The sequence below is a fragment of the Marinobacter shunpengi genome (genome assembly GCF_045449715.1).
Lineage (GTDB): Bacteria > Pseudomonadota > Gammaproteobacteria > Pseudomonadales > Oleiphilaceae > Marinobacter.
On record NZ_JBJJLA010000001.1, the window covers coordinates 1 to 16,336 of the forward strand.

14 protein-coding genes are annotated in these 16,336 nt (G+C 63.3%); 6 read left to right on the forward strand and 8 right to left on the reverse strand.

Features of this window, described 5'->3' with window-relative positions:
- From ACJO3T_RS00005 to ACJO3T_RS00015, 3 genes are all read right to left on the reverse strand, one after another.
- Positions 1-227: TRAP transporter small permease subunit (locus ACJO3T_RS00005; RefSeq protein ID WP_406977457.1), on the reverse strand; the 227-nt coding region annotated here is incomplete at its 3' end.
- An 80-nt stretch (positions 228-307) separates the two neighbouring features.
- Positions 308-1,489 (reverse strand): acetyl-CoA C-acetyltransferase, encoded by a 1,182-nt coding sequence (locus ACJO3T_RS00010; RefSeq protein ID WP_406977458.1) that lies wholly within the window; start codon positions 1,487-1,489, stop codon positions 308-310.
- Between the two features lie 142 nt (positions 1,490-1,631).
- Entirely contained in the window at positions 1,632-2,414 is a 783-nt protein-coding gene (locus ACJO3T_RS00015; RefSeq protein ID WP_406960657.1) for an SDR family NAD(P)-dependent oxidoreductase, read from the reverse strand.
- A gap of 262 nt (positions 2,415-2,676) precedes the next feature.
- Here ACJO3T_RS00015 and ACJO3T_RS00020 point away from each other — a divergent pair, with 262 nt between their 5' ends.
- Positions 2,677-5,388 (forward strand): winged helix-turn-helix domain-containing protein, encoded by a 2,712-nt coding sequence (locus ACJO3T_RS00020; RefSeq protein ID WP_406977459.1) that lies wholly within the window; start codon positions 2,677-2,679, stop codon positions 5,386-5,388.
- 366 nt (positions 5,389-5,754) lie between these two features.
- On the opposite strand, the gene ACJO3T_RS00025 is transcribed toward ACJO3T_RS00020, so the two are convergent.
- The 4 genes from ACJO3T_RS00025 to ACJO3T_RS00040 form a co-directional block, all read right to left on the reverse strand.
- Positions 5,755-6,903: an acyl-CoA dehydrogenase family protein gene (locus ACJO3T_RS00025; RefSeq protein WP_406960659.1), complete on the reverse strand. Its 1,149-nt coding sequence runs from the start codon at positions 6,901-6,903 to the stop codon at positions 5,755-5,757.
- Between the two features lie 27 nt (positions 6,904-6,930).
- Positions 6,931-8,046 carry a CaiB/BaiF CoA transferase family protein gene (locus tag ACJO3T_RS00030; RefSeq protein ID WP_406960661.1) on the reverse strand — a complete coding sequence of 372 codons (1,116 nt, stop codon included), beginning with the start codon at positions 8,044-8,046 and terminating at the stop codon, positions 6,931-6,933.
- Positions 8,047-8,124: 78 nt separating this feature from the next.
- Entirely contained in the window at positions 8,125-9,291 is a 1,167-nt protein-coding gene (locus tag ACJO3T_RS00035; protein ID WP_406977460.1) for a C4-dicarboxylate TRAP transporter substrate-binding protein, read from the reverse strand.
- Positions 9,292-9,499: 208 nt separating this feature from the next.
- Complete coding sequence (locus ACJO3T_RS00040; RefSeq protein WP_406977461.1) at positions 9,500-10,354, reverse strand: thioesterase family protein; 855 nt, start codon at positions 10,352-10,354, stop codon at positions 9,500-9,502.
- Between the two features lie 177 nt (positions 10,355-10,531).
- Here ACJO3T_RS00040 and ACJO3T_RS00045 point away from each other — a divergent pair, with 177 nt between their 5' ends.
- From ACJO3T_RS00045 to ACJO3T_RS00065, 5 genes are all read left to right on the forward strand, one after another.
- Positions 10,532-11,218, forward strand: coding sequence for a nitroreductase (locus ACJO3T_RS00045; protein WP_406977462.1), 687 nt, complete (start codon positions 10,532-10,534; stop codon positions 11,216-11,218).
- 115 nt (positions 11,219-11,333) lie between these two features.
- Positions 11,334-12,626 carry a 3-hydroxyacyl-CoA dehydrogenase NAD-binding domain-containing protein gene (locus tag ACJO3T_RS00050; RefSeq protein ID WP_406977463.1) on the forward strand — a complete coding sequence of 431 codons (1,293 nt, stop codon included), beginning with the start codon at positions 11,334-11,336 and terminating at the stop codon, positions 12,624-12,626.
- Between the two features lie 13 nt (positions 12,627-12,639).
- A complete protein-coding gene (locus tag ACJO3T_RS00055) occupies positions 12,640-13,431 on the forward strand; it encodes an enoyl-CoA hydratase-related protein (protein ID WP_406977464.1) in 792 nt (263 codons plus the stop codon).
- A 25-nt stretch (positions 13,432-13,456) separates the two neighbouring features.
- Entirely contained in the window at positions 13,457-14,731 is a 1,275-nt protein-coding gene (locus tag ACJO3T_RS00060) for an acyl-CoA dehydrogenase family protein (protein WP_406977465.1), read from the forward strand.
- Between the two features lie 3 nt (positions 14,732-14,734).
- The gene (locus tag ACJO3T_RS00065) at positions 14,735-15,514 is read left to right on the forward strand and encodes an SDR family NAD(P)-dependent oxidoreductase (protein ID WP_406960675.1); all 780 of its coding nucleotides are present in this window, start codon (positions 14,735-14,737) and stop codon (positions 15,512-15,514) included.
- 41 nt (positions 15,515-15,555) lie between these two features.
- Here ACJO3T_RS00065 and ACJO3T_RS00070 read toward each other — a convergent pair whose 3' ends face one another.
- Positions 15,556-16,293, reverse strand: coding sequence for an SDR family NAD(P)-dependent oxidoreductase (locus ACJO3T_RS00070; protein WP_406977466.1), 738 nt, complete (start codon positions 16,291-16,293; stop codon positions 15,556-15,558).
- Between the last annotated feature and the right edge of the window lie 43 nt (positions 16,294-16,336).

Here is a 16,336-nt window from a genome sequence, read left to right on the forward strand (position 1 = left end):
ACGGAGATGTGGGCATCCTTCTGCTCGGCGAAGGCCAGGGGGATAAAGGCCGCAATGGACATGTAGTAGTAGGAAACAATGGTGATGGTGCCCGGGATGGGCGTATTGAAGAAGTAGCGTCCGGCCACATCGAAGCTGATGTGGAACATCATCAGGGCGATGGCCAGGCCACCAACAATGGAGATCAGGTTGGTCACGTTCGACAGGAATCGACCAATGGCGTACATGGTGCACCCTCGCTGATTATTATTGTTACCGATGTGCGGAGGTGGAGCGGGTGACCGTCAGCGGGCCACCCGCGCCGGTGTCAGAGCCTTTCGATAATGGTCACGTTGGCCATGCCGCCGCCCTCACACATGGTCTGCAGGCCGTAACGTCCGCCCCGGTCATGGAGGGCATGGACCAGGGTGGTCATCAGCTTGGTGCCGGACGCGCCCAGCGGGTGCCCCAGGGCGATGGCACCGCCATTGACGTTGAGGCGGTCCGGATCGGCACCGGTGACATCCAGCCAGGCCAGCGGTACTGGCGCGAAGGCTTCGTTGACCTCGAACAGGTCGATGTCGTTGATGTTCAGGCCGGACTTCTTCAGTGCCTGCTGGGTGGCGGGGATCGGTGCCTCCAGCATGATCACCGGATCGTGGCCGATCACGCTCATATGGTGGATACGGGCCAGGGGCTCCACGCCCAGTTTCTTCAGGCCCTTCTCGCTGACCACCATCACCGCAGTGGCGCCGTCGCAGATCTGGCTGGCCACCGCCGCGTTGATGAACCCGCCTTCCTGTAGTGGCTTCACACCGGCGATACCCTCCAGGGTGGCGTCGAAGCGGATGCCCTCGTCCACGGTGTGCATTTCGTCCTGGGGTCCACCGTCCTGCAGTCGTGATTGCAGTGGCAGGATCTCCTTGTCGAAACGGCCCGCCTCGGTGGCGGCAATGGCCCGCTGGTGGCTCTTGAGGGCGAACTCATGAAGGTCTTCCCGGGACTGGCCATACTTCTTGGCGATCATTTCAGCGCCCATGAACTGGCTGAACTCGATGTCCGGGTAACGCCGCTGGATGTTCGGCCCCATGTAGTGCTCGGCAATGCCCGCTTTCTGGGCCAGGGCCATGGGCGAGAACATGGGGGTGCGGCTCATGCTCTCCACACCGGAGGCGATAACCACGTCCTGGAAGCCGGACATCACCGCCTGGGCCGCAAAGTGAATCGCCTGCTGGGAGCTGCCACACTGGCGGTCGATGGAGGTGCCGGGAACCGATTCCGGCAGTTTCGACGCCAACACCGCGTTGCGGGCCACGTTGGTGGACTGCTCGCCGATCTGGCTGACACACCCCATGATCACGTCATCGATCAGGTTGGGGTCGGCCTTGGCCTTGTCCACCACATCGTTCAGGACTGCCGCCGCCAGGTCGGTGGCGTGCCAGCCGGACAATCTGCCGCCCCGGCGGCCACCGGCGGTACGGGTTGCTGCTACGATATACGCTTCTGCCATGTCTCTCTTCCTCATTGCCGCCCAGCGGCGAAGGTTGTTCGATGATCATCCCACCGCCCGGTTCGGGATGATGTGCTAACGAATGCCTGACATTCTTGCGTGAACACGCTATGCCCGCGTCGTCGCAAGCGACGATATCCGGTTAACGGGGCGCCATGCGGATGGCACCATCCAGTCGCACGCTTTCGCCGTTGAAGTAGCCGTTGATCACCATCTGCTCCACCAGCAGGGCAATCTCTTCAGGATCGCCCAGACGCTTGGGGAAGGGCACGGATGCCGCCAGGGCTTCCTTGACGTTATCGGGCAACCCATTCATCAGTGGTGTATTGATCAGCCCCGGCATAATGGTATTCACCCGCACGCCCTCACCCATCAGGTCACGGGCCATGGGCAGGGTCATGCCCACCACCCCGGCCTTGGACGCGGCGTAGGCGGCCTGCCCCATCTGGCCGTCCTGGGCGGCCACCGAGGAGATATTGACGATCACACCGCGCTCCCCGTCCTGCAGGCCGTCCAGGGACAACATGCCGGCGGCGGACTTGGCGGCACAGCGGAAGCTGCCGATCAGGTTGATCTGGATAATCTTCTCGAACTCCGACAGCGGAAAGTGCTTGATCTCACCGGTCTGTTTCGCGCGGCTGGCAGTCTTGTGGGCGTTACCGGTACCGGCACAATTGACCAGGATACGCTCCTGGCCGATGGCAGCGCGGGCCTTTTCAAGGGCCGCATCCACGGCGTCCTCGGAGGTAACGTCCACCTTGCAGAAAACGCCCCCAAGCTCGGCGGCCACGGCTTCTCCGCGTTCTTCATTGAAATCCAGGATTGCCACCTTGACGCCGGATGCCGCCAGGCGACGGGCTGTTGCCTCGCCGATACCGGAGGCGCCGCCGGTAACCACCGCGCTGATGGATGAATCAAGCTTCATAGGGTCTGCCCTTGTGTTATTTCTGGTTCAGGGTTAGTTGTCTCTGGTTCAGGGTCAAAAAGCGACGCCGGCCGCACCCGGGGGCACCGGCCAGAGCAATCTGATCACAGGTTAGGGGAGCCCCGGTGAGGGTGCCATCGTCGTATCCGACGAATTGCCCGGGCTTGCGGCTGATTTGAAAACCGGCTTAGACTGGAGCACTTGCAAGCCTGCAGGCCAGCCACAAAAAAGTTACGATAATCAATAACAAGGATAAGCATCGATGTCATCTGCCACCCCCTCACGCGTGCTGATGACCAGCAAACTCAACCCGCCCACCTCCCGTGCGGCGCAGGTGCCCCGCGCCGGTGTGGTTGACCGGATGCTGTCCGCCTCCGCCGCCCGCCTGGTGCTGGTCCGTGCGCCGGCGGGTTTCGGCAAGACCACTGCCATGAGCCAGTGCATGACACGCATGGAGGACCAGGGGCTGGTCACCGCCTGGCTGACCCTCGACGACGCCGACAACGACGTCTCCCGTTTCCTGTGGTACCTGAATGCGGCGGTGTCCCGGCTGACCGAAGACGGCAAGGACCAGAACACCACCGGGGAGCGCCCGTTCACCTCCACCGGCGATGCCGCCCTTGATATCGTGGCACGGCTGTCTGAGCACCAGTCCGCCTTCGCCCTGTTCCTGGACGACTTTGAACGGGTACAGGACTCCGCGGTGCTGGGCCTGATCCGCGAAATCGTCGAACACCTGCCCCGCCGGGGCCAGTTCATCATCGGCACCCGCAACCTGCCGGAACTGGGGCTTGGACGTCTGCGGGCCCGGGGCCAGCTGCTGGAGATCGACGCCCGGCAACTGCGCTTCTCCATGGAAGAGACCACCGATTTCCTGATCGCCCGCCGGCAACTGGCCCTGACCCAGGAAGACCTGCTGCGCATCCATGACCGTACCGAGGGCTGGGTCACCGGCCTGTGGCTGGCGTCCCTGGCCCTGGAGGGGCACGAATCGCCGGAGACCTTTATCGAGCGTTTCTCCGGCGCCAACCAGACCATCTCCGATTACCTGGCCCATGACGTGCTGGCCCTGCAATCGGAGGCGGTACGCCGTTTCCTGCTGCGCACCAGCATCCTGCGGCACCTGAACGCCTCCATCTGCCAGGCGCTGCTGCCGGACACCGATGCCGAATCCATGCTGTGCCACCTGGCCAGCACCCACACCTTCCTGACACCGCTGGATAGCGACGAGAACACCTACCGCTATCACAGCCTGTTCGCCGAATTCCTCAAGGCCCAACTCAAGGCCGAACACCCGGAAGAGATCCCCCGACTGCACCAGGCCGCGTCGCAGTGGTACGAGCAGGAACAGCGGCCCGTGCCCGCCATTGACCACGCCCTGGAAGGGGGCGACTATCAACGGGCCCTGGCACTGCTGCGCACTCACGCCGCCCACCTGTTGTCCCAGGGGCGCATGCGCCTGCTCTCCCGCTGGTTCAGTACCATCCCGCCGGAGCACCTGCAGCAGGACGAGGAACTGCAGATGACCTGGGTCTGGGCCCTGTGCTTTACCCGTGGCCCCACGGAAGCCATCGAGATGCTGGAGGAAACCCGGCTGGAGGAGTCCGACAACCCGGCGATCCGCCCCCATGTCATGGCCATTCGTCCCCTGACCCTGTCCATGTCGGACCGTCAGGAGGAGGCCATCGAGGTTGGTGAACGGGGGCTGCCGGAACTGCCCACCTGCCAGCCATTTGCGGACATGGCCCTGATCAACTCCATGGCCAACAGCTATTCGGTGATGGGTCTTTACAACAAGGGGCGGCAACTGCTGGACGGCGCCCGGGATGCCCAGGGTACCCATTCCAGTTCCTTCAATGTGATGTACTCGGAGACCGTGGAAGGCATTATCGACATGCAGGAGGGCCGCCAGCGCCAGGCCGCCGCCCGCTTCCGCCTGGCGGTGGGCGCCACCCGACAGGCGTCCTCCTTCAGCCAGGCCAACGGCAACGCCTGGGCCGGGGTGCTCCACGCCGGCGCCATCTATGAGCAGAACCAGTTGGACCTGGCGGCGAGGCTGCTGCATGTCTACGGCCCCCTGGCCAGGGATGTGGGCCTGCCGGACCATATGCTGCTGAGCGATATCATGCTGGCACGGATCGCCTTCACCAAGGGCGAGATCGACCAGGCCTTCCGTATCCTGACGGAACTGGAACACCTGGGCCATATCCGCACCCTGCCCCGGGTGGTCGCCACCACCCGGCTGGAACGCTCCCGGCTGCTGCTGTTACAGAGTCGCCACGATGCCGCCCGCCAGGAACTGGAACGGGCCGGTGACCGCGACCTGTGGCAATGGGTCCAGACCCTGCGGCTGCCCGCCAATGACCTGGAATACCTGGAACTGGCGGAAATCCGGCTCGATATCGCCACCGGCAACGCCGACCGCGCCCTGCCGGCACTGGAAAAGGAACTGGCCACCGCCAACGACGAGCACCGCTACCGGAGGGCGCTGAAGCTGAAGCTACTCAAGGCCATCGCCCTGCACCGGGGCACCCGGCTGCGGGAGGCCCTGGAACAGCTGGGAGAGGTACTGCACGTAGCGTCGTCGGAGGGCTACCTGCGACTGATCGTGGACGAGGGCCTGGCCGCCGGCACCCTGGTGCAACTGTTCGCCCAGAACCAGAAGGAAAGCAACGAGCGCAGCGACCCGATCCTGTCGGGCTACGTGCAGTCGCTGCTGGACGCCTTCGGCCCCGGCCTGCTGGAACAGGCAGCCAGCCCGGAACCGGAGAACACCCTGCTCGACCCCCTCACCCGCAAGGAGATCCGCGTGCTGAGGCTACTCTCGGAGGGCTACTCCAACAGTGCCATGGCGGAGAAGCTGTTTGTGTCCGACAGCACCGTTCGTACCCACCTGCGAAACATCAATTCCAAGCTGAATGCCAGCAGCCGGACGCAGGCTGTCGCTATTGCCCGGCGGTTGGGGATTGTCTGAGCGTTTCTCTCGGAGATAGTTTTGGCTTCGGAGTCTGGAGGCATGGTGGGGGGCATTTCCTCCGCTGCAATTCACGGTCCATCCCTGGACCGACCTTGCACCGCGACGTCCTGTCGCTGCTCCGGCCCCCCCCTCCGGCAAACCTCACGGGCGCACGTACCCGTCCATAACGAGCTAAGGTGCTCTTTATATTACCTTCGTGGAAAGATTCCTGAGCGATTGGAGGCCCGCACTACAGTTTGACGGATTTGGTGTGGGTACCCTTTCGTAGCAGCGCCATGGATGGCGCGGTGCAAGGTCGGCTCATGGACGAGCCGTGAATTGCAGCGGAGAAAGGGTACCCGCACCAAAGCCAGCCCCCAATCACTAGAGAGACCGGGAAATCACCTCTTTCATGATCTCGTTGGTACCACCGTAGATCCGCTGAATACGGGCATCGGTATACATCCGCCCAATCAGATACTCATTCATGTAGCCGTAGCCACCAAACAGTTGCAGGCATTCATCAATCACCCGGCACTGGTTCTCGCTGCCCCAGAGCTTGGCCATGGAGGCCTTGTTGGTATCCAGCTTACCGGCCAGCATGTCCTCGACACACTCATCGACAAAGGCCCGCCCCACCTTGAGGGTGGTGGCGATCTCCGCCAGCTTGAACTTGGTGTTCTGGAACTCGGCAATGGGCTGGCCGAAGGCCGTACGCTCCCGGACATAGTCCAGGGTGGCGTTATAGGCGCCTTCCATCGCGGCCATGGCGCCCACGCCGATAAACAGGCGCTCGTAGGGCAGATCCCCCATCAGCTGGAAGAAACCCCGGCCCTCGACGCCGCCGAGCAACTGGCGCTCGTGTACCCGCACATCCTCGAAGAACAGCTCCGAGGTGTCCTGGGCCTTGAGGCCGATCTTGTCCAGTACACGACCCACCTTGTAGCCGGGCTGATCCTCGGTATCCACGATCATGATGGACATACCCTTGGCGCCCTGACTGGTGTCGGTCTTCACCACCACCAGCACCACGCCCGCCAGGTAACCGTTGGAGATAAAGGTCTTGGAGCCATTGATCACATAGTGATCGCCGTCTTTTTTCGCATGGGTGCGTACGCCCTGCAGGTCAGAGCCGGTGCCAGGCTCGGTCATGGCGATGGCCCCTACCAGCTCTCCCCTGGCCATGCGGGGCAGGTACTTTTCCTTCTGCTCGTCGGTACCATGGTTGAGGAAATAGTGCGCGACGATGCTATGAACGGAATGGTTCAGGCCTGTGAGGCCACGCTTGCCCATTTCCTCGGCCACCACCGCCTCATGGCGGAAGTCCCCGCCGGCACCGCCGTACTGCTCAGGGATATCGGTACACAGCAGGCCCATCTCGCCCACCTTGCGCCACATGGCGTGGCCCACGTTGCCCTGCTTGCGGGCCTCCTCGTCGTGGGGGGCCACTTCGGCCTCCAGGAAGCGGCCAACGCTGTCGCGGAACATGGACAGCTCTTCGTCCTGCCAGCGTGGGGTGAGATCAATCGACATAATGCAGTCCTCGGTTAATGAATCAGGTCACAGGGAGCGGATCAGGTCGTCCGGCAGCCCCCAGTCGGAGAGTACGCCGGTGGCGTCTTCCACCGGGGCCGTGGGCGCCGCCGGCGAATCCGAAGGCGTTCGGCTGAAACGGGGCGCCGGTGCCGGCTGGGTATAGCCGCCCGCCTCCACGAAGGTCTTGCGGGCCCGGTTATGGGGATGCAGTGGCGCCTCGTCCCAGTCCAGCACCGGTGCGAAGCAGGCATCGGTGCCCTCCAGGATCTCACACCACTCGTCCCGGGTGCGGGTACGGAATACATCCGCCAGCTTCAGTTTGAGCATGGGCCAGCGGCGGGGGTCCATCTGGGGCTCGAAGGCGTCCTGCTCCAGGCCACAGCGTTCCAGCAGCTCGGCGTAGAACTTGGGTTCGATGGCACCGACGGCCACGTAGCGGCCGTCGGCACAGGTGTAGACATCATAGAAATGAGCGCCGCCGTCGAGCATGTTCTCGCCCCGGTTGTTACTCCACTGACCGGCGGCCTTGAATCCGTACATCATCGACGACAGCAGCGCAGCGCCATCGGTCATGGCGGCGTCCACCACCTGTCCCTGTCCGGAATCCGCTGCTTCCAGCATGGCGGCGAGCACGCCCACGGTCAGCAGCATGCCGCCACCGCCGAAGTCGCCTACCAGGTTCAGGGGTACAACCGGCGGTTCGTCGGCACGGCCAATGGCATGCAAAGCGCCGCTGATGGCGATGTAGTTCATGTCATGGCCCGCAGCGTGGGCCAGCGGGCCATGCTGCCCCCAGCCGGTCATACGACCATAAACCAGCGCCGGGTTCCGGGCCTGGCATGCTTCCGGCCCCAGGCCCATCTTCTCCATCACGCCGGGGCGGAAGCCCTCGATCAGCGCATCGGCGTTTTCCACCAGCGCCAGTACCGCCTCCACTCCTTCCGGCTTTTTCAGGTCAAGACAGACCGTCGTTCGGTTTCGGGAGAGGATATCGTACTTCCAGGCACCGTCCCTGCCGGCACCCGGGCGGTCTACCCGGATAACCTCCGCCCCCATGTCCGCCAGCATCATGCCGCAGAAGGGCGCCGGACCAAGGCCGACCATTTCAACAATTCGCTTGCCAGTGAGTGGACCTGACATGGTTCCCCCGGATCACATTGGTCATTCGATAATCCGGGCCCCCAGAGGGCCCGGTCAATACGGTATAGCTGCCTGGCTTCAGAGCCCGTGGCTGGACACATCGACCTTGGCGAAGATCTCGTCGTAGTAGACCTGGGCCAGGTCATCCACCGTTTCCACGCCCTGCACCAGGTCAACCCACTTGTCGAGCACCTGGGAGAACTCCGTCATGATCTCCTCGCCACGTTCGATGCCATAACGCTCCTGGTAATACTCGACGATGGTATCCATATCCTTTTCCACAAAGGCCGCCGTAGCCTCGTGGAATTCCTCCGATGCGGTGTGGACATTGCCGCCCTGCTCGCGGACGGCATCCAGCGCTTGTTCCTGGGTGGTCTCATAACGCCAGGGGGTGCTGGCGGTCAGGTAGGCACCCGCCCGCAGCATGACCCGCCGCTGGTCCTCGGACAGGGACTGCCAGACGTCCCGGTTGACACTGGCACCACTGGAACCGGCGTAGATACCGCCCGGCAGGTCCACCGTCACATCGGAGACCACTTCGGTCAGGTTCAGGTTGGTGATTTCCGGCAGCGATGAAATGGTGCAGTCCAGCACACCCTGGCTGAGCCCTTCACGGATCTCGCTGATGGTCATGGATACCGACGATCCGCCGAATCCGGATACCCAGCGGGACCAGTGCGACCCGGCCACCCGCATGCGCAGGCCTTCCATATCCCCCGGCGTCACCACCGGTTCGTTACACACCATGCCATAACCGCTGCTGGCGACATTGCCGGTGTACACGTGGTTCTGGGCTTCCAGTTCCTGCAGGCATTCCGGACAGTTGAAGAAGATAAATTCGGTGATCGCCCCCTGGAAGGCGTAGGTTCCCAGGCCGTTGAGGCGGTCCTTGTCATACAGGTTTACCTGCATGGCGGACTCGTTGAGCAGGTTGATATGGGGATACTCCGCCGGGAAGTACGCCGTTAGCAGATAGCCAGCGTCAGCCAGACCGTCACGGACACCGCCGGACACTTCCGACGCGCTCAGCAACGACATGGCGTAGATCTTGGCGGTCAGGTCGCCATCGGAATACTCTTCCAGCTTGTCGGCCCAGGCGTTGACCGCCTTGTCGGCTTCCGATCCGGCGGGATAGACCGAGGCATAGCTGAGGGTCCGGGCCTGGGCCTGGCCGGCCACCAGGGCCATGGTAAGCAGGGAGACCGACAGTACGGCCAGCGATCGCGGTTGTCTGGGATGTGCCATGGGTGTGCTCTCCGGTGTTGTTGTTCTGATGACAGAGCTGTCTGTATGTATCGCACAGTGTAGGCAGGCCAATCCGGCGGTCCCATCGTCGAAACCGACGAACTGACGACGATCTTTTGGGTGGAGGCAGAAGGGGCTGACACCAAAAAGCCCGGGCTGCGCCGGGCTTGTCAGGGAACCTTGCCGGCCAACGCCGGAACAGGTCGGTTCAGAGCGACAGGCGCTCCAGTTGCTGCCGGATCTCGTCGGTGATCGGCGTCGGACGGTTGGTGGACAGGTCAACGATGACCATCACGCTGTTGGCGATGGCGTGGACCCCGTGACGGCTCTCGGCGCCGCCGGTCAGATGGAAGGAGGTGTTGCCAATGTGGCTCACACCGGTCACCAGGTTGACGGGCGTGGAGCTGGGTCGATAGTGGCCGAAGGTGACGTCCAGGGCAGCAATCAGCAAACCCTTGCCCCCCAGATCCACCTCGCGCAGGGTGCCGAAACGGGCCTGCTCCATGTACCGGGCAATGGCCGCTTCGCTGCGCTGGCTGTCGGCGTCCAGGTCCGCGTAACGGGGCGTCAGTTCCCGCTGTACCGGGAACCGGGAGAAATCGTCGGCGTACTGGCTGTAGCCCTCGTCCGGAAGGGCGGCGGGGGCGGCATCCACCCCCGATCGGAAGCCGCTGAAGAGGTCGTCCGGCAGGGCCACCCGTTCATGGTTGAGGAAAGCCCCCAGCCAGACATCCTGAATGCCCACCAGCTGATCGTTCTGGTGCAGTTGGGTGCGCAACTGCACAGTGTCCCGGTCACAACCGAGCACTTCCACCTCGAACCCGATGTCGTTGCCGTAGAAGCTCATCTCCCGAAACTGGGTGATGGCCCGCAACGGTCGCAGCCGCTCGGCATCGGAGAACCAGGCATCGGGGCCGAAACGATGGACCAGCGCCTGCATCCGGGCTTCGATATGCAACTGGTAGGCGCGGGAATTATTCACGTGGCGCCAGGTGTCCTGGTCGGTATATCGGGGGGTCAGGGTGCCGCGGAAAACGGCACCGGGTTGCGTATCTGTCGTCATATTGCGATGAATGTCCTGCTGGAGTTGATCCTTTCAGGATCCATTTTCCTGTCAGATTTCGCAACCTACTTCGTCGTAAGCGACGATTGCCAAGTGACCCGCCGAAAGCCACGATAGCACCATCAAAACTTTCATCTCTTACAAGATACAAGAACCAGTCCATCAGGGAGCCCCGCCATGAGAGACAAGGCCACAACCGTTTCAGAGGCCGTCGACACCCGCATGTCCACACGCGGCTTTACCGACCAGCCCGTGGACGGCACCGTTATCCGCCGGGTGCTGGAGAAAGCCGCCCGTTCCCCGTCCGGCGGCAACCTTCAACCCTGGCAGCTTTACGTGGTCGGCGGTAGCGAGCTGAGGTCCTTCAAGGAAATCATGGCCACCCGGGTGAAGGAAGCCCCCACCGGTGAGGGGCCCGAGTACAGTGTCTATCCAACCAAGCTGAAATCCCCCTACCGGGACTACCGTTTCCAGGTGGGGGAGGACATGTACGGACTACTGGGCATCCCCCGGGACGACAAGGCCGCCCGTATGGGCTGGTTTGCCCGCAACTACCAGTTCTTCAATGCGCCCCTGGCCCTGTTCTGCTATGTAGACCGGCAGATGGGCCCGCCCCAGTGGTCGGACCTGGGCATGTACCTGCAGACGGTGATGCTGCTGCTACGGGAGGAAGGCCTGGACTCCTGCGCCCAGGAATGCTGGAGCCTGTATCACCAGACCCTGAAGGAATTCCTCGAACCGCCGGAGGACCTTATGCTGTTTACCGGCATGTCCATCGGCTACATGGACGAGGATGACCCGGTTAATCAGCTCCGCACCCGTCGGGCGGCGCTGGAGGATTTCACCACCTTCCGGGGTATCTGAGCCCGCTGACCCAGTGCCCCGCTTCGTCGGTTCGGACGACGACAGCGGGGCGCTGCCACGCTATTTCTCTCACCAATATTCATACCGCTATTCAGATAGAACAGGAGGCAGACACGTGTCCGGACTTTCCGCCGAACTCAAGCAGGTTTTCAAGGAACACGGTGACAAGGCCCGCCCGGTCAATCAGGCCGCGGTACTGGGCGCCGGCATTATGGGCGGCGGCATCACCATCACCAGCGCCGCCCATGGCGTGTCGGTCATCATGAAGGATATCGCCCAGGAACAGCTCGACCTGGGTATGAAGACGGCCACCAGTCAGGTCAACCGGTTGGTGAAGAAGGAAAAGCTGACCCAGGCGCAGGCTGAGGAAGTACTTGCCACCATCGTTCCCACCCTGGAATACCAGGGCTTCGACAGGGTGGACGGCGTGATCGAAGCCGTGGTGGAGAACCTCGGCCTCAAGCACAAGGTGCTGGATGAGGTGGAAACCGCAGTCCGCGACGACACCCTGATCGCGTCCAACACCTCCAGCCTGCGCATCGACGACATCAGCCAGCACATGAAGCACCCGGAGCGCTTCGTGGGCATGCACTTCTTCAATCCGGTGCCGGTGATGCCGCTGGTGGAGATCATCCAGGGCTCCCGCACCTCCGACGAGTCGGTATCCACCGCCGTCACCTGGGCCCTGAAAATGGGCAAGACGCCGATCGTGGTTCAGGACTGCCCCGGCTTCCTCGTCAACCGCATCCTCACCGCCTATACCCGGGCCTTCCTGCAACTGGTGGAGGAAGGTGCCGACTTCGAGCACGTGGACAAGTCCATGGAAGCCTTCGGCTGGCCCATGGGCCCGGCCTACCTGGAGGACGTTATTGGTATCGACACAGGCAGCCATGTGTCCGACGTGATCTCCGCCGGCTACCCGGAGCGCATGCCCCATATCGAAAACGACGCCTTCCGGCTGATGAAGTCGAAGGACCGGCTCGGCCAGAAGAACGGCAAGGGCTTCTATGAGTACACCCCGGATGACAGCGGCCGGCCCCAGAAGCACTCCAGCCCGGAGGCCCATGAGCTGATCCGTACCATCCAGCCCAACGGCCCGAAGGACATCAGCGTCGAGGAGATCCAGCAACGCATGATGCTGGCGATGATCACCGAAGCCGTGCACTGCCTGGAGGACAAGGTGGTCAACTCCGCCGAGGAACTGGACACCGCCCTGCTGATGGGCATCGGCTTCCCCCGGGAAAAGGGCGGTGCCATGCGCTACGCCGACAGCCTGGGTGCCAAGGCCATCCTGGACCAGTGTGAGCAATACCGCCACCTGGGCACCCAGTACGAACCCACCGCCACCATCCGCAAGCTGGCTGAGAACGGCGGCAGCTTCTACGACGCCTTCCCGGCGGGCAACTGACAGGAGACCGGCCATGAGCTACGAACGCATTCACCTGGCCATCGAGGACGGCATCGCCACCCTCACCCTGGACCAGCCCAAAACCATGAACGCCATGTCGGTACCGCTTCAGCAGGAAGTCATGGCGGCCCTGGATGAGCTGTCCGGCAACGGTGATATCAAGGCGCTGATTATCACCGGCACCGGCAAGGCCTTCTGTTCCGGGGCGGACCTGGGCTCCATGGGCCCCGACAGCGACGGCCCCAGCCTGGGTACCCAGGTGAAGAACCTGATGGAGGAACTGTCCAACCCGCTGGCGCTGAAGCTGCGGGCCCTGCCCTTCCCGGTGATCTCCGCCGTTAACGGCGCAGCCGCGGGCGCCGGCGCCAGTATCGCCCTGGCGGCGGATATCGTGGTGGCCGGCAGGTCCGCCTACTTCCTGTTCCCATTCATTCCCAAGCTGGGCATCCTGCCGGACCTGGGTGCCACCTGGATCCTGCCCCGGCTGATCGGCCGGGCCAAGGCCATGGCCGTCAGCCTGCTGGGGGAACGACTCTATGGTGAAGATGCGGTCCGCGAAGGCCTGATCTGGAAATGCGTGGCGGACGACGACCTTGCCGGAGAGGCCCTCACCACCGCACGACGGGTGGCCGCCGGCCCCAATCACGGGGCCCCGGAACTGCGGGAAGCGTTCGACCGCGCCGATGGTGCCACCCTCGCGGAACAGCTGGACTACGAGGCCGAGCGCCAGCAGGAACTGATCGACAGCCCCACCTTCCAGGAGGGCGTCCAGGCGTTCCTGGAAAAGCGGGACCCGACATTCTGAGCCCATCCTGACAGCGAGGCACGCCATGTGGAGCTTTGAGACCGACCCCGACTTCCAGCGGGAACTGGACTGGATCGACCAGTTCGTCCGGGAGGAAGTGGAACCGCTGGACCATGTACTGGGCAGCCAGTGGAACATCCATGACCCGGAATTCCAGCGTCTGGTGAGACCCCTGCAGAAGCAGGTCCAGGACCGTGGCCTGTGGGCCTGCCACCTGGGCCCGGAACTGGGCGGCAAGGGCTATGGCCAGCTCAAGCTGGCGCTGATGAACGAGCAGTTCGGGCGCTCCCGCTTCGGCCCCATCGTGTTCGGCTCGCAGGCCCCGGATACCGGCAATGCTGAAATTCTCGCCCATTACGGTACCCCGGAGCAGAAGAGACGTTTCCTCGACCCGCTGCTGGATAACGAGATTGTCTCCTGCTTCACCATGACCGAACCCCAGGGTGGCGCCGATCCGCTGGTGCTGGAGGCCTCGGCGGTCCAGGACGGTGACGAGTGGGTGATCAATGGCGAGAAGTGGTTTGCCTCCAACGCCCGTTTCGCCAGCTTCTTTATCATCATGGCGGTGACGGATCCCGAGGCCCCGCCCTACCGGCGCATGTCCATGTTTATCGTGCCGGCAGATACGCCAGGCATCGAGATTGTCCGCAACTACGGGTTCTACGGTGAACCCCAGGACACCCATGCCCACCTGCGCTGGACCAACGTGCGGGTGCCGGCCGAGAACATGCTCGGAGAGCGTGGGGATGCCTTCGTGGTGGCCCAGGTGCGTCTCGGTGGTGGTCGCATGCACCACGCCATGCGCACCCTGGCCCAGGCGTCCCGCGCCTTCGACATGATGTGCGAGCGGGCGGTGTCACGCTTTACCAAGGGCGAACAGCTGGCGAAAAAGCAGATGGTGCAGGAGAAGATCGCCGACTCCTGGGTGGAGCTGCGCCAGTTCCGTCTGCTGATCCTGGAAACCGCCTGGCTGCTGGACCAGGGCCAGGATTACAAGGCCACCCGCAAAAACATTGCCGCCGTTAAGACGGTGATGCCCGGGGTGCTCAACAACATCGCCTCCCGCGCCCTGCAGATCCACGGATCCCTGGGCATTTCCCATGACATGCCTTTCGCGGAGTGGATCATCAACTCCTTCCACGTCGGGCTGGGGGACGGCCCCACCGAGGTGCACAAGGTCACCGTCGCCCGTGAGGTGCTGAAGGACGTGGAGCCAGCACAGGGCCCGTTCCCGGATTACCTGAAATCGGAGCAGGTTCGCCGCGCCCGGACAAAGTTCGGCCTGGATAAGGAGGCCTGAATCATGACCGGAATCACCGAACTGAGCCGATCCCTTAAAGGCAGCCGCGTTTTGGTTACCGGAGCCGCCAGTGGCATGGGACGGGCGACAGCCGCCATTTTTGCCGCCGAGGGGGCGCAGGTTGCCGTTACCGACTTTGACATGGAGGGCGCCCGATCCGTGGCGGATGAGCTGACCGGAGCAGGGTATCAGGCCCGGGCCTGGCATCTCGATGTGAGCGACCCGGAGGCCATTCGCCAGGTAACCCGGGACGTGGCCGAGGCCTTCGGCGGCCTGGATATCCTGATCAATAACGCCGGCATCGCGGGCTTTTCCGCCATTGACGATGACCAGTACGACATCGTGTGGGACCGTTGCCTGTCGGTCCTGCTGACGGCCCAGCAACAACTGGTCCGGGCCGCCTTGCCACATCTCCGACAGTCGTCCCACCCCCGAATCGTGAATATCGCATCCACCGAGGCGCTGGGGGCGACCGCGGAAAACAGCCCCTATGCCGCCGCGAAGGCGGGTGTCACCGGACTGACCCGGGCCCTGGCGGTGGAGCTGGGTCCGGTGGGCATTACCGTGAACTGCATTTGTCCGGGGCCCATCGACACGGCGATGACCGCCTTCGTCGAACCGGACCACAAGCAGATTTTCGCCAGACGACGCACCGCCCTGCGCCGGTATGGTACACCGGAAGAAGTCGCCCAGGTCACGGTCAGCCTGTGCCTGCCAGCCTCGTCCTACCTCACCGGCGCGGTTATACCGGTGGACGGTGGACTGATGGCCCGCAACGCCTGAACCTTTTGCCTTGCGGCCATCAGACCGGTGGCTTCAGGCACTCATGACAGGGTGAGGCCACCATCCACAATCAGGGTCTGGCCCCGCATGTAGGACGCCAGCGGCGACGCCAGGAACAGCGCGGGGCCGGCCATTTCCGAGGGCAGGCCCATGCGGCCAACGGGGATGGCAGCCTCCGCCATCTGTTTTCGTTTCGGGTTTTCAGTGGTCACTTTCGTCATCTTGGTAGCGACGAACCCGGGCGCAATGCCGTTAACTGCGATCCCTTCCGGTGCCCAGGCCTCGCCAAGGGTTCGCACCAGTGCCACGGCCCCCGCCTTGGAGGCGTTGTAGGCCGGGTTACCCTTGGTGGAATGGAACGCTGCCGTGGAGCTGACGATGATTAACGAGCCCTGGCTTTCAGCAAGCTGGTCATAGAACTTCATGGCGCAGGCCCGCAGGCTGTTCAGGTTCACGTTCATGACATGGTCCCAGCCCTCCCGATCGAATTCACCCCGCTTGTAGATCACCGCGCCCTGGCACAGGATCAGCACATCCAGCGTCTCGAACGACGGCCGGCAGGCGTCGATGGCATCGATGTTGCCCACATCGACCTGGCTGTAGTGCAGACCGGACAGGTCCGAGCCCTCGCCAGGATCATAATCTTCCGCCGACGCCCGCGTCCCCCAGACATGCACCTTCGCACCCCGGGCGCGGAAAGCCTGGGCGATACCGTTACCGATGCCGCTGGAGCCGCCCACCACCAGCACGGTCTTGCCGGAATAGTCCAGATCGTTCATTGTTCTGTCTCCTGGCTGCTGCCTGTAAAGGCCTGATAATGCA

What these genes read in the sequence shown, in the direction of transcription:
- ACJO3T_RS00055 (WP_406977464.1), top strand. Translation starts at nt 12,640, where the DNA reads ATGAGCTACGAACGCATTCACCTGGCCATCGAGGACGGCATCGCCACC.
- ACJO3T_RS00020 (WP_406977459.1), top strand. Translation starts at nt 2,677, where the DNA reads ATGTCATCTGCCACCCCCTCACGCGTGCTGATGACCAGCAAACTCAAC.
- ACJO3T_RS00025 (WP_406960659.1), bottom strand. Translation starts at nt 6,903, where the DNA reads ATGTCGATTGATCTCACCCCACGCTGGCAGGACGAAGAGCTGTCCATG.
- ACJO3T_RS00065 (WP_406960675.1), top strand. Translation starts at nt 14,735, where the DNA reads ATGACCGGAATCACCGAACTGAGCCGATCCCTTAAAGGCAGCCGCGTT.
- ACJO3T_RS00015 (WP_406960657.1), bottom strand. Translation starts at nt 2,414, where the DNA reads ATGAAGCTTGATTCATCCATCAGCGCGGTGGTTACCGGCGGCGCCTCC.
- ACJO3T_RS00010 (WP_406977458.1), bottom strand. Translation starts at nt 1,489, where the DNA reads ATGGCAGAAGCGTATATCGTAGCAGCAACCCGTACCGCCGGTGGCCGC.
- ACJO3T_RS00045 (WP_406977462.1), top strand. Translation starts at nt 10,532, where the DNA reads ATGAGAGACAAGGCCACAACCGTTTCAGAGGCCGTCGACACCCGCATG.
- ACJO3T_RS00030 (WP_406960661.1), bottom strand. Translation starts at nt 8,046, where the DNA reads ATGTCAGGTCCACTCACTGGCAAGCGAATTGTTGAAATGGTCGGCCTT.
- ACJO3T_RS00060 (WP_406977465.1), top strand. Translation starts at nt 13,457, where the DNA reads ATGTGGAGCTTTGAGACCGACCCCGACTTCCAGCGGGAACTGGACTGG.
- ACJO3T_RS00070 (WP_406977466.1), bottom strand. Translation starts at nt 16,293, where the DNA reads ATGAACGATCTGGACTATTCCGGCAAGACCGTGCTGGTGGTGGGCGGC.
- ACJO3T_RS00035 (WP_406977460.1), bottom strand. Translation starts at nt 9,291, where the DNA reads ATGGCACATCCCAGACAACCGCGATCGCTGGCCGTACTGTCGGTCTCC.
- ACJO3T_RS00040 (WP_406977461.1), bottom strand. Translation starts at nt 10,354, where the DNA reads ATGACGACAGATACGCAACCCGGTGCCGTTTTCCGCGGCACCCTGACC.